Annotated in this window: 13 protein-coding genes; 4 read left to right on the forward strand and 9 right to left on the reverse strand. The window is 75.7% G+C overall.

Annotation, left to right across the window (positions count from 1 at the left end; all coding sequences use genetic code 11):
• Position 1: 1 nt before the first annotated feature.
• The 8 genes from folK to dacB form a co-directional block, all read right to left on the reverse strand.
• The gene (folK, locus tag ACFQ8T_RS20060; protein ID WP_430548236.1) at positions 2–2,029 is read right to left on the reverse strand and encodes a 2-amino-4-hydroxy-6-hydroxymethyldihydropteridine diphosphokinase; all 2,028 of its coding nucleotides are present in this window, start codon (positions 2,027–2,029) and stop codon (positions 2–4) included.
• Positions 2,026–3,000, reverse strand: coding sequence for a dihydropteroate synthase (gene folP, locus ACFQ8T_RS20065; RefSeq protein WP_430548237.1), 975 nt, complete (start codon positions 2,998–3,000; stop codon positions 2,026–2,028). The genes folK and folP overlap by 4 nt, the downstream gene beginning before the upstream one ends.
• A gap of 7 nt (positions 3,001–3,007) precedes the next feature.
• Positions 3,008–3,595, reverse strand: a complete 588-nt coding sequence (gene folE / locus ACFQ8T_RS20070; RefSeq protein WP_430548262.1) for a GTP cyclohydrolase I FolE — start codon at positions 3,593–3,595, stop codon at positions 3,008–3,010.
• Positions 3,596–3,618: 23 nt separating this feature from the next.
• Complete coding sequence (gene ftsH / locus ACFQ8T_RS20075; protein WP_430548238.1) at positions 3,619–5,691, reverse strand: ATP-dependent zinc metalloprotease FtsH; 2,073 nt, start codon at positions 5,689–5,691, stop codon at positions 3,619–3,621.
• Between the two features lie 113 nt (positions 5,692–5,804).
• On the reverse strand, positions 5,805–6,356 hold the full coding sequence (hpt, locus tag ACFQ8T_RS20080) for a hypoxanthine phosphoribosyltransferase (RefSeq protein ID WP_429766771.1): 552 nt from the start codon (positions 6,354–6,356) through the stop codon (positions 5,805–5,807).
• Positions 6,357–6,358: 2 nt separating this feature from the next.
• The gene (gene tilS / locus ACFQ8T_RS20085) at positions 6,359–7,537 is read right to left on the reverse strand and encodes a tRNA lysidine(34) synthetase TilS (protein WP_430548239.1); all 1,179 of its coding nucleotides are present in this window, start codon (positions 7,535–7,537) and stop codon (positions 6,359–6,361) included.
• 18 nt (positions 7,538–7,555) lie between these two features.
• On the reverse strand, positions 7,556–8,653 hold the full coding sequence (locus ACFQ8T_RS20090) for a zinc-dependent metalloprotease (RefSeq protein ID WP_430548240.1): 1,098 nt from the start codon (positions 8,651–8,653) through the stop codon (positions 7,556–7,558).
• A 51-nt stretch (positions 8,654–8,704) separates the two neighbouring features.
• The gene (gene dacB, locus ACFQ8T_RS20095) at positions 8,705–10,117 is read right to left on the reverse strand and encodes a D-alanyl-D-alanine carboxypeptidase/D-alanyl-D-alanine-endopeptidase (RefSeq protein WP_430548241.1); all 1,413 of its coding nucleotides are present in this window, start codon (positions 10,115–10,117) and stop codon (positions 8,705–8,707) included.
• 239 nt (positions 10,118–10,356) lie between these two features.
• On the opposite strand from dacB, the gene ACFQ8T_RS20100 reads away from it, so the two are divergent.
• Entirely contained in the window at positions 10,357–10,857 is a 501-nt protein-coding gene (locus tag ACFQ8T_RS20100) for an inorganic diphosphatase (protein ID WP_079570841.1), read from the forward strand.
• A 91-nt stretch (positions 10,858–10,948) separates the two neighbouring features.
• Complete coding sequence (locus ACFQ8T_RS20105; RefSeq protein WP_430548242.1) at positions 10,949–12,010, forward strand: zinc-binding dehydrogenase; 1,062 nt, start codon at positions 10,949–10,951, stop codon at positions 12,008–12,010.
• Between the two features lie 25 nt (positions 12,011–12,035).
• Here the strand turns inward: ACFQ8T_RS20105 and ACFQ8T_RS20110 are convergent, their stop codons facing one another.
• Positions 12,036–13,478, reverse strand: a complete 1,443-nt coding sequence (locus ACFQ8T_RS20110) for a C40 family peptidase (RefSeq protein WP_430548243.1) — start codon at positions 13,476–13,478, stop codon at positions 12,036–12,038.
• A 329-nt stretch (positions 13,479–13,807) separates the two neighbouring features.
• Here ACFQ8T_RS20110 and ACFQ8T_RS20115 point away from each other — a divergent pair, with 329 nt between their 5' ends.
• Positions 13,808–15,220, forward strand: a complete 1,413-nt coding sequence (locus ACFQ8T_RS20115; RefSeq protein WP_430548263.1) for a bifunctional o-acetylhomoserine/o-acetylserine sulfhydrylase — start codon at positions 13,808–13,810, stop codon at positions 15,218–15,220.
• On the forward strand, positions 15,217–16,506 hold the full coding sequence (locus ACFQ8T_RS20120) for a homoserine O-acetyltransferase (RefSeq protein WP_430548244.1): 1,290 nt from the start codon (positions 15,217–15,219) through the stop codon (positions 16,504–16,506). The genes ACFQ8T_RS20115 and ACFQ8T_RS20120 overlap by 4 nt, the downstream gene beginning before the upstream one ends.
• Positions 16,507–16,511: the final 5 nt, after the last annotated feature.

The following is a 16,511-nucleotide window of genomic DNA, read 5'->3' on the forward strand; positions in this document are numbered from 1 at the left end:
CTCAGCGGCCGTCCTCCCCGAACCGCTCCTGCGGGGCGGCGTGACCGGGCAGCGGGCCGGGGTGCGCCTCCGGCAGCGGGGCGAACGGGTCCGGGAAGGCGGGCAGGTCGGCGACGGGCGCGGGGGCCGGCGGCACCGGGTCGTGCCGCGGGGCCGGCGGGGCGAACGACGACGCGGCGGGCGGCGCCGCCGGGCCCGACGGCCGCTCCGACGGGTCGGCGGGCGCGGGGAACGGGCTCGCCGGGGCCGGGGGCACCGGCGCGTGCGGGGCCTCCGGGGCGTCGCCGCGCGGCTCCGCGGGGATCGGCGCGGGCGACCCGACGGGAGCGAACGGGCGCGGCATGAGCGGCTGGTCGGGGTCGGGGCCGAACGGGTCGGCCACGACGGCGCGCGCCTCCGGTGCGGGCGGGTCCTCCCGGCGCGGCTCCGGCACGGCAGGCGGCTCGACGACCCGGGGCTCGACGACGGGTGGCTCGGCCGCCGGGGGCACCGGCAGGTACGGCTCCGGCGCGTACTGCTCGGGTGCGTACTGCTCGGGTGCGTACTGCTCGGGCACGTACTGCTCCACGACCGGGCTGCTCCCCGACGTGGGCTCGGCGGACCGGGGGGTCTGTGCGGGCTCCGCGGGGTACGCCTCCGGCGCGTAGGTCTCCGGGGCGTAGGTCTCCGGGGCGTAGGTCTCCGGGGCGTAGGTCTCCGGGGTGGAGGGCCCCGGCGCGTACGACTCGGCGTGGGCCTCCGGCGCGTACGACGCCTGGGCGGCGTCGGCTGGCTCGTGCCCGGGCTGGTGGGCAGCCTGGTCGTCAGGCTCGTCGGCGGGCGCCGCCGGTGCGGACTGCGGCACCGGGGTGGACGGCGCCGCGTCGGCCGCCGCGGCGGAGACCTGCCCGGTGCTCTGCGTCGGGCCGGTCAGCCAGTCGAGCGCGAGCCAGCGGATGCCGGCGCGGTCGGGGGCGGTCACCGCGAGCTGGCCGACGGGGCCGCCGCCGGGCCCGCCGAGCAGCGCGTCAGGCGCCACCTCGGCCCACGGCACGAGCACGAAGGCCCGCTCCTTCGCGCGCGGGTGCGGCAGCTCGAGGTCGGGCGCCGTCACGACGAGCGACCCGTACTGCACGATGTCGACGTCGAGGGTCCGCGGTCCCCAGCGCTCGTCGCGGACGCGACCGTGCTGGGCCTCCACCTGCTGCGTGCTGCGCAGCAGGTCGCGCGGCGACAGGGTGGTCCGCACGACGAGCACCGCGTTGAGGTAGTCCGGCTGCTCCGGCCCCCCGACGGCGGCGGTGCGGGCGAGCGGCGAGACCTCCATGACCTGCACGCCCGGCAGGCGGTCCACGTCCGTCACGGCCTGGCGGAGCGTGACCTGCGCGTCCCCGAGGTTCGCCCCGAGCGCCAGCACGACGTCGACCGGCTCCGCGGGGGTGGCGTCCAACGGGTCGGCGGGGGGCGGCGCGGGCGCCTCGGCGGGCGGCGTGGCCTCGGCGGGCTCGACCGGCACCGCCGCGACCGGGGCCGGCGGCACGGGCGCGTGCGTCACGGCCGGCTCGAGCGGCGGGACGGGCACGGCCGCAGCGACGGGCACCGCCGTCTCGGCGGGCTCGTCGGCCGGGGCGGCGTCGACCACGGGCATGCGAGCGCGGTCGCGGCGCACGACGATCGCGACGTCGTCGAACGGGACCGGGATCGGCGCCTGCGGCTTGTGCACCCGCACGTCGACGGCCTGCACGGCCGCGTGGCTCAGCACGACGGCGGCGATCCGCTCGGCGACGGTCTCCACGAGGTCGACCGGGGAGCCCGCGAGGACGTCGTGCACCTCCTGGGCGACGTCCGCGTAGCTCACGGTCTGCCCGAGGTCGTCCGACGACGCGGCGGCCCGGGTGTCCAGGTGCAGCACGACGTCGGCGCTGAAGACCTGGCCGTCGGCGCGCTCGTGCGCGAGCACCCCGTGGTGCCCCGTCGCCGTGACGCCGGCGAGGCGGATCTGGTCGAGCGGCTGTCCGTCCGGTCCCGGTACGGCTGCGGCGAACGTCACGAGGGGCCCTCCTCATCAGCGGCGGTTCCTGCTCCGCCCACGGCGTGGGTGGGGTGTACCGGTGCGGTCATCCCGGCATCCAACACGTCGCGGGAGGCCGACGTCCAGGCGTCCGCGACCCGGACGGCGTCGGCGCTGGCACGCACGGCGTGCACCCGCACCGCCCACGCGCCGGCGGCGGCGGACAGCGCGGAGATCGCGGCGGTGGCGTCGTCGCGCTCGAGGGGCGGCGCGGGCTCGTCGGCGGACAGGCCGCGCGTGCCCTCCAGCAGGTGCCCCAGGAAGCGCTTGCGCGAGGCGCCCACCAGCACCGGGCGGCCGAGGGAGCTCAGGGCGTCCAGGTGCGCGAGGATCGGCCAGTTCAGCACCCCGGCCTTCGAGAAGCCCAGGCCCGGGTCGAGCACGAGCTGCTCCGGGTCCACGCCCACCGCGACCAGCGAGTCCATGCGCGCCGCGAGCTCGTCGCGCACCTCCGCGACGACGTCGTCGTACACCTCGAGGCTGTCCATGACGTCCGCGTGGCCGCGCCAGTGCATCGCGACGTACGCCACACCCGTCTCCGCCACGACGTGCCCCATGCGGGGGTCCGCGTAGCTGCCCGACACGTCGTTGACGATCCGCGCCCCTGCCGCGACGGCCGCCTCGGCGACGGACGCGCGCGTCGTGTCCACCGACACGACGGCGCCGTGCGTGGCCAGCCGCTCGATGACGGGGACCACGCGGCGCAGCTCCTCCGCCTCGTCCACGCGGGCCGAGCCCGGCCGGGTCGACTCGCCGCCCACGTCCAGGATCTCGGCGCCCTCGGCCAGCAGGTCGAGGCCGTGCTGCACGCCCGCGTCGGCGTCGAACCAGCGGCCGCCGTCGGAGAACGAGTCGGGCGTGATGTTCACGACGCCCATGACGAGGCACCGGCCCACGCCGGACAGCTCCGGGAGCCCGGCGACCACCGCGTCGCGCGGGTGCGCCGTCATGCCCGGGTCACCGTCCCGTGATGAGGCTCATGGCCTCGGCGCGCGTGGTCGCGTTCTGCATGATGCCGCGCACCGCCGACGTGACGGTCCGCGAGCCGGGCTTGCGCACCCCGCGCATCGACATGCACAGGTGCTCGCACTCCACCACCACGAGGACGCCGCGCGGCTCGAGGATGCGCACCAGCGCGTCCGCGACCTGCGTCGTCAGGCGCTCCTGCACCTGCGGGCGGCGGGCGTACACCTCGACGAGGCGCGCCAGCTTCGACAGGCCCGTGATGCGGCCGTCGGTGTTGGGGATGTAGCCCACGTGCGCGACGCCGTGGAACGGCACGAGGTGGTGCTCGCACGTCGAGTACACCTCGATGTCGCGGACCAGCACCATCTCCTCGTGGCCGATGTCGAAGGTCGTGGTGAGCACGTCCTCCGGCTCCTGGCGGAGCCCCGCGAAGATCTCCTGGTACGCGCGGGCCACGCGGGCCGGCGTCTCCTTGAGTCCCTCGCGGTCCGGGTCCTCGCCGACCGCGAGCAGCAGCTCGCGGACCGCGGCCTCCGCTCGGGCGGCGTCGTACGGCGGCACGTCGACGGCAGCCCGCATGCCCAGGTCCGTCACCGGGTCGGTCACCGGTGGTCCCCCGTCGCCGGCGGCTCGGTGTCGCTGCCGAGGCCGGGCCCGGCCTCCTGCAGGTCGTTCTCGTTGCCCACGATGGCGGCCTCGTCCTGCGGCACGACGACCTGCCCGTTGCCGTTGGACGCGGCGCGCTCGGCGTCCGTCATGATCGGGCCGCGCGTGTGCACGGTGCGCTGCTCGCTGGACAGCCACACGTCGCGCGGCTCGCGCTTGACGACGGGGGCGAAGACCTCGGCGAGCTCCGCCTGGTTGAGCGTCTCCTTCTCCAGCAGGCGCAGCACCAGGTCGTCGAGCACGTCGCGGTACTGGGTGAGCACCTGCCACGCCTCGTCGTGCGCCGCCTCGACGAGCTTGCGCACCTCGTGGTCGACGGTGCCGGCGACGGCCTCGGAGTAGTCGCGCTGGTGGCCCATGTCGCGGCCCAGGAACGGCTCGCCGGACCCGCTGCCGAGCTTGATCGCGCCGACCTTCTCGCTCATGCCGTACTCGGTGACCATCTTGCGCGCGGTCGCCGTGGCCTTCTCGATGTCGTTGCTCGCGCCGGTGGTCGGGTCGTGGAAGACGATCTCCTCGGCCACGCGGCCGCCCATCGCGTACGCGAGCTGGTCGAGCAGCTCGTTGCGGGTGGTGGAGTACTTGTCCTCCATCGGCATCACCATCGTGTAGCCGAGGGCCCGGCCGCGCGGCAGGATCGTCACCTTGGTGACGGGGTCCGTGTAGCGCATCGCCGCCGCGACCAGGGCGTGCCCGCCCTCGTGGTACGCGGTGATCTTCTGCTCCTTGACCTTCATCACGCGGGTGCGCTTCTGCGGGCCGGCGATGACGCGGTCGATGGCCTCGTCCAGCGCACGGTCGTCGATCAGCTGGGCGCCGCTGCGCGCGGTGAGCAGCGCGGCCTCGTTGAGGACGTTCGCCAGGTCCGCACCCGTGAAGCCGGGCGTGCGGCGCGCGACGACGGCCAGGTCGATGCTCTCGACCATCGGCTTGCCCTGCGCGTGCACCTTGAGGATGTGCTCGCGGCCCTTGAGGTCGGGGGCCTCCACAGCGACCTGCCGGTCGAAGCGGCCCGGCCGCAGCAGCGCCGGGTCGAGGATGTCGGGCCGGTTGGTGGCCGCGATGAGGATGACGTTCGTCTTGACGTCGAAGCCGTCCATCTCGACGAGCATCTGGTTCAGCGTCTGCTCGCGCTCGTCGTGCCCGCCGCCCATGCCGGCCCCGCGGTGGCGGCCGACGGCGTCGATCTCGTCGACGAAGATGATCGCGGGGGAGTTGTTCTTCGCCTGCTCGAACAGGTCGCGCACGCGGGAGGCGCCGACGCCGACGAACATCTCGACGAAGTCCGAGCCGGAGATCGAGTAGAACGGCACCCCGGCCTCGCCGGCGACGGCGCGCGCGAGGAGGGTCTTGCCGGTCCCGGGCGGGCCGTACAGCAGCACGCCCTTGGGGATCTTGGCGCCCACGGCCTGGAACTTCGCCGGGTCCTCGAGGAACTCCTTGATCTCGTGGAGCTCCTCGACCGCCTCGTCCACGCCCGCGACGTCGGCGAAGGTCACCTGGGGCATGTCCTTGCTGATCAGCTTGGCCTTGGACTTGCCGAAGCCCATGACGCCGTTGCGGCCGCCGCCCTGCGCCCTCGACAGGATGAACCAGAACACGACGCCGATGAGCAGGAACGGGATGAGGAACCCGAGGATCGAGCTCCAGAAGCTGGGCTGCGGGTTCTCGGAGTCGAAGCCCTTCGGGGGGTCCGCCTTCTCGACGGCCGTCGCGACGGCGTCGCCCTGCGGCTCGACGTAGAAGAACTCGACCTTCGTGCCGTGGTCCTGCTCGCTCTCGGTGCCCGCGCCGGTGACGTACTTCTCGCTCAGCTCCAGCTCGACGCGCTGCTCCCCGTCCACGACGAGGGCGTGGTCGACGGTGTCGCCGGCGAGCAGCTCGAGCCCCTGGGAGGTCTCGATCCGCGACACCCGCTCGGTGTTGAACGCGCTGAAGGCCAGCGAGACGAGCAGCAGGCCGACCACGATCCAGATGATCGGGCCGCTCAGGATCTTCTTGATGTTCATCGGCGACGGGGACGGTTCCCCGCTTCCCTTCCGTCGGGCAACGTGTGGTTCACGACGCTACACGCCGAGTGTGGACGAACCGTGGGTGTTCGCCCAGGGCGCGACGGCGCTCGTCAGCTGTAGACGTGCGGCGCGAGCGTGCCGACGAACGGCAGGTTGCGGTACTTCTCGGCGTAGTCGAGGCCGTAGCCGACGACGAACTCGTTCGGGATGTCGAAGCCGACGTAGCGCACGTCGACGTCCACCTTCGCGGCGTCGGGCTTGCGGAGCATGGTCGCGATCTCCACCGACGCCGGGCCGCGGGACCGCAGGTTCGCGACGAGCCACGAGAGCGTGAGCCCGGAGTCGATGACGTCCTCGACGATGAGCACGTTGCGGCCCGTGAGGTCGGCGTCGAGGTCCTTGAGGATGCGCACGACGCCGGAGGACTTGGTGCCCGACCCGTACGAGGACACCGCCATCCAGTCCATCTGCACCGGGTGGTGCAGGCGGCGCGCGAGGTCCGCCATCACCATGACGGCGCCCTTGAGGACGCCGACGAGCAGCAGGTCCTGGCCCGCGTAGTCCGCGTCGATCCGTGCGGCGATCTCGTCGAGCTTGCTGCCGATCTGCTCCTCGGTGAGCAGGATGTTGGCGAGGTCGCCTTCGACGTCCGACTGGTCCACGGTCACTCCTCGAGGGGCGGGGTTGGGTCTGGGGGGTGCGCCGCCCCGGCGGGGTGCGGCTCGGCGGGGCGCAGGTAGAGCCTGCCACACGCGCGGAGCGCTCGGGCGTCGCCCGGCAGGTGGACGTCTCCCTGCCCACGCCACGAGACGACGAGCGCGTCGAGGGCGTCCACGTGCCGCGCCGTCGTCGCGCCGGGCGGGCAGCCGACGGCCAGCGCCGCCGACCGCAGGGCACGCCGGCGCAGCGCGGCGTGCGCCTCCGCGAGGGGACCGACGTCGAGCACCAGGGTGCTGCCAGGGACCTGGCGTGCTCCGGTGGGCCGGGCCTCTGACGGCTCGCCGGCGGGAAGGGTGGCCGCGGCGAGCAGGTCGGCGGCCAGGGCGTCGAGCGCGTCGGCGTCGGCGCGCAGCTGGCCGGCGGTGCGCGCGAGCGACTCGACGACGCCCGGCCCCAGCGCGTCCTCCAGCACCGGCACGACGGCGGCCCGCACCCGCGTGCGGGCGGGCACGGCGGCGCCGCTCTCGCCGTCGACGGCCTCCGCGCCGTCGGGCATCAGGTTGGTGGGGTCGGTCCAGAAGTGGACGCCGACGGCGGCGCACACGGCCTCGGTCTGTGCGCGGCGCAGGCCGAGGAACGGCCGGCGGTAGCGGCCCCGGCGCCGGGGCATCCCCGCCAGCGACCGCGCCCCGCTCCCCCGCGCCAGCCCGAGCAGCACGGACTCCGCCTGGTCGTCGAGCGTGTGGCCGAGCAGGACGGCGACGGCCCCGGTCTCCTCGGCGACGCCGTCGAGCGCGGCGTACCGGGCGGCGCGGGCCGCGGCCTCCGGACCGGCCGCGCCGGGGCCGGCGCCCACCCGGACGCGACGTACCCGCACCGGGTCGAGGCCGAGGTCGCGGCAGCGCGCGGCCGCCGTGGCCGCCACGGCGTCCGAGCCCGCCTGCATCCCGTGGTCCACGACGACCGCCCCGACCCGCACCGCGAACCCCGCCGAGCGCACCGAACGGCCCACGCGCGGTCCCTCGAGCGCCGCGGCCGCCGCCAGCGCGAGGCTGTCCGCGCCGCCGGAGCAGGCGACGAGCACCAGGTCGCCCGCCGACAGCCCGCCGTCGCGCGCGAGGTCGCCGAGCTCGGCCCGCACGGCCGCGCGGGCCGCCGCGAGCGCCGGGTCGACGCGGGGCATGTCGTCGTCCGCCCGTCGTCAGCCGTGCACGCGACGGACCCAGGCGCGCGGGTCGGCGATCTCGCGGGCGGACGGCAGGAACCCGGGCCCCGACCAGACGGCGTTGAGCCCGTCCCGCCCGACCCGGTCCTCGACGGCCCGCACGAACGTTGCGCCGTCGCGGTACTGCGCGAGCTTGGCGTCCATGCCGAGCACGCGCCGCAGCACGACGTCCAGCGCGGGCGCCCCCTCGCCGTCGCGCCGCTTCTCGAACCGGGCGCGGATGGTGCGCACGGAGCGCACGACGCGCGGGCCGACGGCGTCCATCATCACGTCGGCGTGCCCCTCGAGCAGGGCCATGACGGCGGTGATCTCCTCGAGCTCGCGCCGCTGCTCGGGGCCGAGGATGCCGTCGAGCGGGGTGACGAGCTCGCCGCGCACCGCCCGCAGGACGGTGCGGCCGACCACCGCGGCCTTCTCCCGCAGCGGGGCGTGCGCCATCGCGACCGAGCCGCGGGTGACGCCGCTCATCAGGTCGCCGACGCGCCCCACCAGGTGGTCGGCGAGCCACGGCGCCGCGGCGAACTGGAGGGCGTGCGTCTGCTCGTGCAGGCACACCCACAGCCGGAAGTCCCGGGGGCGCAGCCCGAGCGCCCGCTCGACCTGAAGCACGTTGGGCGCCACGAGGAGCAGCCGGCCGTGACCGGGGGCGTGGCCGGCACCGTACGGGTCGAACTGACCGAGCACGCGGCCCGAGAGCAGCGCGAGCAGGCCTCCGACCTCCGCCGCCCCGGCCAGCCGCACCGCCGACGACGTGGCCGGCATCTCCCCGGCCAGCACCGCCATCACGGGGTCGGTCATGGCCCGCATCGACTGCGCGTTGGCGCGGGCCCAGCCGGCCCGGTCCACCACGTGCACGTCGCCGAGCACGCCCTCCGCGCGGGGCGCCGCGGGCGTCATGCCGGTGACCTCCAGCACGTGCCCGACGGCGTCCCCGGCCGCGGAGCGCAGCCCGGCGACCAGGGCGTCGAGGTCGTCGCGGGGGGCCGTGGCGCCCGGGCGCGCGAGCCGCCCGGCGATCTGGGCCGCCGCCGTCCAGTCCAGCAGGGGCTCGGCGGCGGGGGCTGGCGTGGTCACGGGACCACGGTAACCATCGCCGGGCGTACCGCCGGCGTCGACCTGGCCTACCTACCGGCAGCCGCAGTCGGCGAGCTTCCCCGCGAAGTTGTCGAAGATCACCCGCGCGCCGGCGGAACCGCCCTCGGGCACCTTGTCCGCGAGCGTCACGAACACCAGGAGCCGGTCGTCGGCCGTGACGACGGTGCCGGCCAGGCCCGTGACCTTCGGCAGGCTCCCCGTCTTGCCGTTGACGTAGCCGCGGCCGGGGTTCGACGTCGGGTAGCGGTCGTGCAGGGTGCCGTTCAGGCCCGCGACGGCGAGGCCGTCAGCGACGTCGCGCAGCGCGGGGTGGTCCGGGTCGACGGCGAGCGTCAGCACCGCGGCGAGCTGGCTGGGCGTCGCCCGGGACCCGCGGCCCAGCCCGGACAGGTCGACGAGCCTGGCGCCGTCCATGTCGACGCCGAGCTCCTCGACCTGCGCGGTCACGGCCTGGATCGCGGCCGTGCCGGTGCCCGGCTCGCCGGCGTCGAGCGCCACGATGCGGCCCACGACCTCCGTGATGGTGTTGTCCGAGCGGCGCAGCATGTCGCCGACGACGTCGCGCAGCGGCGCGGACTCCACCCGGCCGACCTCGCGGGCCGACGACGACGCCTCCTCGCGGGAGACCTCGCCGCGCACGGCGACGCCCCGCTTCTCCAACGCCTTCGCGAACGTGCGCGCGGCCGCCAACGCCGGATCCTTCTCGCGCGGTGCGTACTCCTCGTCCGTGGTGCGTGCGACGTCGACGGCGAGGGCGGCCACCGGGGCGGTGTAGCCGTCCCTGACGTCCGCGGCGGGCACGTCGGCGGGCACGGCCGGGCCCGAGAACAGCGAGTCGTCCAGGCCGAGGGTCACCGTGTCCTGCCCGGCGTCCAGCACCTGCGCGGCCACCTGGTCCGCGAGGTCGCCCAGGCCCGCACGGCCGTTCACCGCGTCGGGGTCGCCGGAACCGGCCGCGAGCATCATGTCGCCGCCGCCCACCAGCACGAGGCGTGTCTCGTCGTCGAGCACCGCCGTCGTCGGGAGCGTCGTGTCGCCGCCCGGGCCGGCGAGCGCGGCCACGGCCGTGAAGAGCTTCTGCGTCGAGGCGGGGACCATCGGCCGGTCCGGGGCGGCCGCGCCGAGCGTCTCGCCGGACGCGGCGTCGACGACGACGGCGCCCACCCGCTTGCCCAGGCGGTCGTCCTTCGTCAGCCCGGTGACGAGCCTGCCGACGGCGGACGCCGCGGGCTCCGGCGCGTCGGAGGGCAGGTCGGGCAACGAGCGCTCGGGGGTCGGGCCGGTGGTGGCGCCGGGCGCCGTCGGGAACGGGGCCGCCGGTGCGGGCGGGGGCGCGGTGGTGAGCATGCCCGGGACGACGTCGAGGGCGTCCGCCACGAGATAGCCGCCGAAGAGCGCGACCACTGTCGTGACGGTGGCGCCGACGCTGGCCCGCCACCCCATGTCGTCCTCCCGCGCCCCGTGAGCTGTCCGTGAGCCGTCCGTGAGCATCGTCACAGCCCGGACCCCGTGGCGCGCTCCGTGCGTATCTTCCCACGTCCGTCCGCGGTTCGACGCCGCCGCACCGGACCGGGCGGGCGCGCCCGCGCATGGCACACTTTGACAGGGCGTCCGCACCGAGCATGCCCGCAGCGAGCATGTCCGAAGCATCTCCCCGAGCACGTCCCGAGCATGGAGGAACAGTGGAGTTCGACGTCACGATCGAGATCCCGAAGGGCCAGCGGAACAAGTACGAGGTCGACCACGAGACCGGTCGCATCCGCCTCGACCGCATGCTCTTCACCTCGACCCGCTACCCGGACGACTACGGGTTCATCGAGGGCACCCTCGGCGAGGACGGCGACCCGCTGGACGCGCTCGTGCTGCTGGAGGAGCCCACGTTCCCCGGCTGCCTGATCCGCTGCCGCGCGCTCGGCATGTTCCGCATGCGCGACGAGGCCGGCGGCGACGACAAGGTGCTCTGCGTGCCGCTCGGTGACCAGCGCGCCGCGTGGCGGCAGGACATCGACGACGTCTCCGACTTCCACCGCCTGGAGATCCAGCACTTCTTCGAGGTCTACAAGGACCTCGAGCCCGGCAAGTCCGTCGAGGGCGCCCACTGGGTGGGCCGCTCCGACGCCGAGGCCGAGATCGAGCGCTCCTTCCAGCGCGCCAAGGACACCGGCTACTACGACGGTCACTGACCACCCGGCCCCGCGACGGCGCCGCACCCCACCAGGGGGTGCGGCGCCGTCGTCGTCCCCGGACCGCCCGGCGGCCGTCTACCGTGAACCCATGCGTGCAGCCGTCATCCACGGGCCCCGCGACGTCCGCGTCGAGGACCGCCCGGACCCGAAGATCCTCACCCCGGGCGACGCGGTGGTCCGCGTCGTCGCCGCCTGCGTGTGCGGCTCCGACCTCTGGCCGTACCGCGGCGTCACGACCGTGAAGCGGCCGCGCCCCATCGGCCACGAGCTGGTGGGCGTGGTCGAGGAGCTCGGCGCCGACGTGACGTCGGCGCGCGTCGGCGACTTCGTGATCCTGCCGTTCACCATGAGCTGCGGCGAGTGCCAGGCCTGCCGGGCGGGCTACCCCGCGGCCTGCGACCTCGTCACCGGCTTCGGCTCCACCGACCGCTGGGGGAACCCGGTGGACGGCGCCCAGGGCGAGCGCGTGCGCATCCCGCTCGCGCAGCACTCCCTGTTCCCCGTGGGCCGGCCGGAGGTCGAGCTCGAGTCCGCGGGGCTGGTGCCGCACCTGCTCACCCTCGCCGACGTCATGTCCACCGGGTACCACGCGGCGTTCTCCGCGGGCGTCTCCGCGGGCGACACCGTCGTCGTGGTCGGCGACGGCGCCGTCGGGCTGTCCGGCGTGATCGGCGCGCGCCTCCTGGGCGCGGAGCGGATCGTCGCGATGAGCCGGCACGACGACCGTGCCGCTCTGGCCCGCGAGTTCGGCGCCACGGACGTCGTCGCCGAGCGCGGCGAGGAGGGCCTCGCGGCCGTGCGCGACCTGCTCGACGGCGACCTGGCGGACGCGGCGCTCGAGTGCGTCGGCACCAAGCAGTCGATGGACACCGCGCTCGACGTCGTGCGCGGCGGCGGGCGTGTCGGCTTCGTCGGGGTGCCGAACGGCGGACCCGAGCTGAGCGTGCGGCGCCTGTTCGACCGCAACGTCACCATCGGCGGCGGCATGGCGTCCGCCCGCCGCTACATGGAGACGCTCCTGCCCGAGGTCCTGTCCGGCGCGATCGTGCCCGGCAAGGTCTTCGACCTGGAGCTGCCGCTCGCCGACGTCGCCGAGGCCTACGCCGCGATGGACGAGCGCCGCGCCACCAAGGTGCTGCTGCGCCCCTGACCGCCGGCCTGACCGTCGTGGGCGCTCACGGACGGCCTGCGTACGGCATGACCTCGTCCCAGCGGACCGGGGTCTCGCGGACGTCGATGCCGGGGCGCGGGGCCTCGACCATCATCCCGCCGCCGGCGTAGATGGCCACGTGCCGGATGGTCGACGGGTCGGACGTGTCGTTGGCGTAGAAGATCAGGTCGCCCGGGCGCATCCGGTCGTAGGAGACCTTGCCGACGGTGAGGTACTGCGACCGCGACGTGCGGGTGATCCACACGCCCGCCGCGTTCCACGCCCCGGCAGTCAGACCCGAGCAGTCGTAGCCCGGGTTGCCGTCGCCGCCCCACTGGTAGGCGGTGCCGATCTTCGAGCGCGCCCACGCCAGCGCCTCGCGGCCCTGCGCGGCGCCGCCCTGGCCGACGCCGCTGACCGGCGGGGGCTCGGGCTTCGGGTCCGGCTCCGGGTCGGGCCGCGGCGCCGGGTCCGGGGCGGGCTCGCGGGTGCGCGTCGGCTGCGGGTCGGGACCCGCCGCGCTCCCCGAGCCGCCCGACGCCGCGTCGTCGGCCCGGGCGCCGTCGTCCGACCCGGCGGACCGGGATCGTTCGGGCTCCGGGCCGGCCTGCTCGGCGGCGTCCGCGCGGTCGGCGGTCCCGTCGGACGCGCCCGACGAGCCGCCCGACGACGAGGCGTCCTCGGCACGGTCCCGCGCGGCGGCCTCGCGCGCGGCGGCGGCCTTCTGCTGGCGGTCGGCCTCGCGCTGCCGCTCGAGCTCGACGCTGGTGCTGCGCAGGTCGGCGAGCCGTGCGAACAGGCGGTCGCGCTCGTCCTCGGCGGTGGCGGTGCGGGCGATCAGGTCGTCGGCCGTGCGCCGGGCGGCGGCGAACGCGGCCTCGGCCGCCTCGCTGGCCTCCTGCTGCGCGGCGCGGGCGGCCTGCCAGCGGGCGTCGGCGTTGCGCGCCGCGGAGCGCACGTCCGCCTGCCGGGCGAGCGCGCCCGCGACCTTCCGGTCCACCGCGCGCTGCGCGGCGTCGGTCGACACGACGTCGCCGACGTCGCGCGCCCCGGTGACGACGTCGAGCGGCCCGAGTCCGTTCTCGTTCGCCCGCGCCGTGGTGCGGTACGCCTCGGCGAGCGTCCCGCGGGCGGCGTCCTCGGCCGCCTGGGCACGGTCGGCCCGCTCCCGCGCCTCGGCGGTCTCGCGCTTCGCCGCGGACAGCGCCGCGCGGGCCTCGGCGTAGTCCTCCGCCGCGGTCTGGACGGCGGCCTCGGCCCGGGCGAGCTCGGCACGGATCGCGTCCAGCCGCGCCTCGGCGCCGTCGACGTCGAGGGCGGCGGCGTCCGCCGCCGCGTGCGCGGCCGCGACGTCGTCGTCGGACGGCGGGTCGGCCCACGCTACGCCTCCGGCGGCGACGGACCCACCGGCGAGCAGCGCGGCGGCGGCCCACGACGTGACCCTGACGGCACGACGGGTGCGAGGCATGATCTGCTCCTCCCTGGACTGACGCGCTCCGGGCAACCTCGCCCAGACTCACCCCGGCCGACCAGGAGCGCCACCGGGGAGTGCGCCCAGGCCATGCCGCGCAAGCCGACACGCCGTCCATATTCTGGTCCCGAATGGCGAGACATGGGTGTCGCGCGCTACGCCGCCGGGCTACGGTCGTCCGCATGACCCGTCGAATGTGCCGCTGACCACCGCGCACGTTCGCCTGCCTGCGGCCGCTCGTCGACCCAGCCATCCGCTCCGCGTGCGCAGCCGACCGCCGCGGCCCGCCCCAGACGCGCAGGCCTCCTGGTTCCCGCCGCGGCCCGATCACCGCCGACCGAACCGCGACCGAGCCCCAGGAGCACGTCATGACCTCCAGCTGGACCTTCGAGACCCGCCAGATCCACGCCGGCCAGACCCCGGACCCTGTCACCGGGGCCCGCGCGCTGCCGATCTACCAGACCACGTCGTTCGAGTTCCCCAGCGCCGACGTCGCCGCCGACCGCTTCGCCCTCGCCGACCTCGGCCCCATCTACACCCGCATCGGCAACCCCACCCAGGAGGCCGTCGAGGCGCGCATCGCCGACCTCGAGGGCGGCGTCGGCGCGCTGCTCGTGGCGTCGGGCCAGGCGGCGGAGACGCTCGCGATCCTCAACGTCGCGCAGGCCGGCGACCACGTCGTCGCCAGCCCCAGCCTGTACGGCGGCACCTACAACCTGCTGCGCCACACGCTGCCGCGCCTGGGCATCGAGACGACGTTCGTCGACGACCCGCACGACCCCGAGTCCTGGCGCGCGGCGGCCCGGCCCACCACCAAGGCCTTCTTCGCCGAGACGATCCCCAACCCCCGCGCGGACGTGCTGGACATCGCCGCGGTCGCGGACGTCGCGCACGAGGTGGGCGTGCCGCTCATCGTGGACAACACCGTCGCCACCCCGTACCTGGTGCGCCCGATCGAGCACGGCGCCGACGTCGTCGTGCACTCGGCCACGAAGTACCTCGGCGGCCACGGCGCGGCCATCGGCGGCGTCATCGTCGACGGCGGCACGTTCGACTACGCCGCGCAGCCCGAGCGCTTCCCCGGCTTCAACCAGCCGGACGAGAGCTACCACGGCCTCGTCTACGCCCGCGACCTCGGCGTGGGCTCCGCGCTCGGCGCCAACCTCGCGTTCGTGCTCAAGGCGCGCGTCCAGCTGTTGCGCGACCTCGGCCCCGCCGTCGCGCCGTTCAACGCCTTCCTGCTCGCGCAGGGCCTCGAGACCCTGTCGCTGCGCGTGGAGCGCCACGTCGCCAACGCGCAGACCGTGGCCGAGTGGCTCGAGGAGCGCGCCGACGTGCGCCTCGTGCACTACGCCGGCCTCCCCTCGTCGCCGTGGCACGGGAACGCCCGGAAGTACGCGCCGAAGGGCGCCGGCGCGGTGATCGCGTTCGAGCTCGACGTCGCCGACCCGGAGCTCGCGAACGCCGCGGGCCGCGCGTTCGTCTCCGCGCTGGAGCTGCACTCGCACGTGGCGAACATCGGCGACGTGCGGTCGCTCGTCATCCACCCCGCGTCGACCACGCACTCGCAGCTCACCCCGGAGGCCCAGGCGCAGTCCGGCGTGACGCCGGCCCTGGTGCGGCTCGCGGTCGGCCTCGAGGGGATCCAGGACATCCTCGCCGACCTCGAGCTCGGCTTCGCCGCGGCGGCGGACGTGATCGCGGGCGGCACGACGTCGGACGACGAGGCCGCCGCGTGACCGCGGTGCCCGGCCCGTCCGCGCGGTGCGGCGGCGGCGTCGCCGCCACCGTGCCGTCGGTCGGCGGCCGCCACCAGGCCGCCCCCACCGTCCGCCCGACGCCGGTCTCGCGGGACCGGGTCAAGCCGCCCGTGCCGGCCACCGGCGCGTGGCGCGAGGGCGACCCGGCCGCCGACCGCGCGTTCGTCGACGTCGGCGCGGTCGAGCTCGAGGCGGGCGGCGTGCTGCCCGACGTCCGGGTGGCCTACGAGACGTGGGGCGAGCTGGCCCCCGACGGTTCCAACGCCGTCCTCGTGCTGCACGCGCTGACCGGCGACGCGCACGTCACCGGGCCTGCCGGGCCGGGGCAGCCGACCGCCGGCTGGTGGGCGGACATGATCGGCCCCGGCGCCCCCATCGACACCGACCGGTACTTCGTCGTCGCGCCCAACGTGCTGGGCGGCTGCCAGGGCACCACCGGGCCGGCGTCCACCGCTCCCGACGGCCACCCGTGGGGCGGGCGCTTCCCCCGCATCACCACGCGCGACCAGGTCGCCGCGGAGATCGAGCTCGCCCGGCAGCTCGGCGTCGAGCGCTGGTCGCTGGTCGTCGGGGCGTCGATGGGCGGGCTCCGCGTGCTGGAGTGGGCGCTGCTCGGCCCCGAGGCCGGGATCGCGGTGGACGGCATCGCCGCCATCGCGACGACGGCGCAGACGTCGGGCGACCAGATCGCGTGGGCGCACCCGCAGCTCGGCGCGATCCGGGCGGACCCGCGCTGGCGCGGCGGCGACTACTACGGCGCCGCCGACGGCGACGGCCCGGACACCGGGCTCGCCATCGCCCGGCAGATCGCGCACACGACCTACCGGACGGCGGCCGAGCTCGACGTGCGGTTCGGGCGGCTGCCCCAGGGCGGCGAGGACCCGCTCGAGGACGGGCGGTACGCCGTGCAGTCGTACCTCGACCACCACGGGGACAAGCTCGCGCGCCGGTTCGACGCCAACTCCTACCTCGTGCTCACCGAGTCGATGCTGAGCCACGACCTGGGCCGCGACCGCGGCGGCGTCGAGTCGGCGCTGTCGCAGATCACGGCCCGCGCGCTGGTCGTGGCCGTGGACTCCGACCGGCTGTTCCCGCCGGAGCAGGCGGGTCGCATCGCCGCCTGGGTGCCGGGGGCGGAGCCGCTGCGCATCGTCACGTCCGACTTCGGCCACGACGGCTTCCTCATCGAGTTCGACCAGCTCGGCCCCATCGTCGCCGACTTCCTCGCCGGCGCGAGCGTCGAGGAGGACGAGGCCGGGGCATGATCGGC

Origin of the sequence: Isoptericola sp. NPDC056618, assembly GCF_042792715.1 — a bacterium.
GTDB lineage: Bacteria > Actinomycetota > Actinomycetes > Actinomycetales > Cellulomonadaceae > Isoptericola > Isoptericola nanjingensis.